The 3,224-nt window shown below is 71.1% G+C and carries 2 protein-coding genes; one reads left to right on the forward strand and one right to left on the reverse strand.

The features are described 5' to 3' along the window. Window positions 1-769, forward strand: a 769-nt coding sequence (locus AC1DU6_RS24695; RefSeq protein WP_477860298.1) for a hydroxymethylglutaryl-CoA lyase, incomplete at its 5' end; no start/stop codon positions are given. Window positions 770-811: 42 nt separating this feature from the next. Here the strand turns inward: AC1DU6_RS24695 and AC1DU6_RS24700 are convergent. After that, the gene (locus AC1DU6_RS24700) at window positions 812-3,079 is read right to left on the reverse strand and encodes a M56 family metallopeptidase (protein WP_457320140.1); all 2,268 of its coding nucleotides are present in this window, start codon (window positions 3,077-3,079) and stop codon (window positions 812-814) included. Window positions 3,080-3,224: the final 145 nt, after the last annotated feature.

A 3,224-nucleotide genomic window follows, 5' to 3' on the forward strand; every position in this document is an offset into this window, starting at 1 on the left:
CACCAGCTTCGTCAGCCCGAAGTGGGTGCCGCAGATGGGCGACAACGCCGCCGTCATGGCGGCCATCGAGCGCCGCACCGGTGTGCGCTACTCGGTGCTCGTGCCCAATCTGAAGGGTCTGGAGCCCGCGCTGGCGACGAAGCCCGACGAGATCCTCGTTTTCACGGCCGCGAGCGAAGCCTTCACGCAGAAGAACATCAACTGCTCCATCGCCGAGAGCCTGGAGCGCTTTGCGCCGGTCATAGCAGGCGCACACGCCGCCGGCATCAAGGTGCGCGCAGCGCTGTCCTGTTCGCTGGGTTGCCCGTATGAAGGCGAGATCACCGCCGACCAGGTCGAGGCTGTCGTGAAGCCGCTGCGCGAGCTGGGCGTGGACGCGATCGACATCGCCGACACCATCGGCGTCGGCACGCCGCGCAAAGTGCAGGCGGCCATGGAGCGGGCGCTGAAGCACTTCCCGCTCGCCGAAGTGTCGGGTCACTTCCACGACACCTATGGCCAGGCGCTGAGCAATGTCTACGCGAGCATGGAACTGGGGCTCCACAGCTTCCACGCCAGCGTGGCCGGCCTGGGCGGCTGCCCCTATGCCAAGGGCGCGACCGGCAATGTCGCCACCGAGGACATGGTGTTCCTGCTCAATGGTCTCGGCATTGAAACCGGCATCGACCTCGACAAGCTCGTGGACGCCGGCGCCTATATCTCCAACGTGCTGGGCCGCCCGCCGGTGTCGCGCGTGGCGCGCGCCGTGCTCGCGAAACGAGCGGGCTAGGCTCGCTCGCAGCTTCTTTCGGGCCCGCCGCGCCTTGCGGCGTCAGCCCAACCGATCCAACGCGTTCTCGATCTGACCGCGCTCGTGGTCACCCAGGCCGCGCCCGGCGCGGCGCACGCGCTCAACGAGACCGGCATCGACCGGCTTGGCCTGGCCCAGCTTCTCGGCCACGCGCAGCAACACCTGCAGGCGCTCGAAGCCGCCTTCCATGCTCTCGGCGCTGGCCAGCACGCGCTCCAGGCCTGCGGCCGCCAGCTTGGGCCGGTCCAGCAGGCGGTTCAAGGCCTCGCGCCGTTCGAAGCCGCCCGAGATGCCGCCGGCTGCACGGGCATAGGCGTCGACCAGCTCGGCCTCGTCGCCCTGCATGCGTTGCGCCACGGCGCCGAGGGCCTCGCGCTTCTCGAAATCACTCTGGATGCGCGCCGCCGCCTGCACGGCGGCCGCGAGCACGGCGGGTTGGGGCGTCGCCGACACCTGGTTGTCGATGGCCGTGCGCAGTTCGAAGTCGCCGCCGATACGGCCCAGTGCCTCGGTCCAGGCCGCGAGCACGGCAGGCCTGTCGAGCAGCTTGGGCGCCAGCGCCCCCAGGGCCTCACGGCGCTCGAAGTCGCTGTCGATGCCGGCCACGGCGGCCAGCCAGGCCAGCTGCTGGGGTTCGTTCAGCGGCTGGCGGGCAATGGCGCTCAAGGCCTCGCGACGCTCGAAGGCACCTTGCAGGGTCGTGGAGGCGGTGATCAGGCGGTCCAACGCCACCGCGGGCAGCGGCGCGTCGAGTTGCAGCGCGGCCTCGATGCGGCGGCGGCGCTGGAAGTCCTCCCGGGCACGCTCGATGTCGGTAAGCACCGCATCGACACCGCCCTTGGCGAACAGCTTGCGGGCACGCACCTGCGGGTCGGTCAGGTCCTCGGCCAAGCGCTGCACGGCCTTGGCCCACCACTGGCGACCGGCCTGGTCCAAAGGCAGGCTCTCGTTGCCGACCCGGTACTCACGCTCGATGCGGCCCTCGCCCATGGACTTCAGCACCATCTCGCGCGTCAGCCCGCCCTCGCGCTCCTTCACGGTCAGGGTGCCCGTCAGCGCCTGTACTTCATCCTCGGCGTCGTTGAACACCGCCTTGCCGTCCAGCGTCACGGAGAAGCTGCCGCCGGGATAGCGGCTGTAGATGCGCGTGCCACGCACCGAGAAGGACATGCCGTCGCTCAGGCCACCAAGGTCGAAGCGATCCAGAAGACTACGTCCATCGGTGTGGCTGACGACGACCGCCGGCAGCGCGACGAGGGCGACCACCATGGCGCCCACCAGCCCCAGGCGAAGGCCGCGGCGCTCGCGCGGAGCGTCCTCACCCTCGACCTCGGCCTTGAGCAGGCGGCGCACACGGGCGAACAAGGGCGAGCCCGCGCTGGCGGCACCGCAGGCCAGGGCGGGGCCGTGGCCGCCTCCCTGGGCCTTCAGTGCCTCAGCGCAGCGCAGCAGGCTTTGCGCCAGGGCCAGGCGCTGGCCGGTCGGTGCAGCGGCCGCAGCATCRCAGGCCAGCTCGGCCAGCAGGTCCAGGCGCTGCAGCGCGACGCGGTTCAGCACCTGCGGCCACAGCAGGGTCTTCATGACGGCGGCAAGCAGGCGCCAGGCGGGGTCGCGGCGGCGCAGATGAGCCAGTTCATGGCCGAGCACGGCACGAGCTTCGTCGTCCGGCAGGTCCAGGCACCAGGCCGGCAGGCAGAGCACCCGGCCCGGCGCCAGCAGCGGGCTGGCCCAGTTGGCGCGTGCATGGCGCAATGAGGGCAGGGGCAGGCGCATGTCGGCAGCGAGGCGCACGGCCAGGGTTCGCCAACGCGCGTCAGCCAACTCGGGCAGGCAGCGCACGGTGCGGCGCAGCCAGGCCCACTGCAGGGCCAGGCCCAGCAGCATCAACACGGCACCCGCCAGCCACAGCGCCATGAAGCCGATGGCGACGTCATGGGCCTGCGGCGCCAGCGGCGTCGTGATGGGCAAGGCGCCGAGCTGAGCGCTGGGCCGCGCGGCGGCGGGCGCCTCGACGACGATGAGCCGAACATCGGCGGGCACCGGCGCGGCCTCCTGCACGACGACGGCGGGCCGCACGACATCGGCCGGCGCGGTCTGAGGCAACGTGGGCAGCAGCGGCAGGCTGGCGCTGACGAGGCCGCCCAGCAAGGCCAGGCGCCACAGCGTCTCCTGCGTCGACAGGGCCAGGCGGGCCAGCATGCCGGCGCGCTCGGCCACCCACAGCGCACCGATCAACAGGCTGCTGTGCAGCAGATAGCTGCACAGCCAAGTCAGCAGCACATCAGTCATCGCACATCTCCCTTGCGTTGTTTCAGCAGCGCCTGCAGCTCGGCCAGTTCGCCGGCATCGACGCCGCGGGCGTCCAGCAGATGGCTGACGAGGGCGCTGGCACGACCGGCGAACAGGCTGTCGACCAGGCTGCCCACCATGGAGC

The sequence above is a fragment of the Roseateles sp. P5_B10 genome, assembly GCF_056400485.1.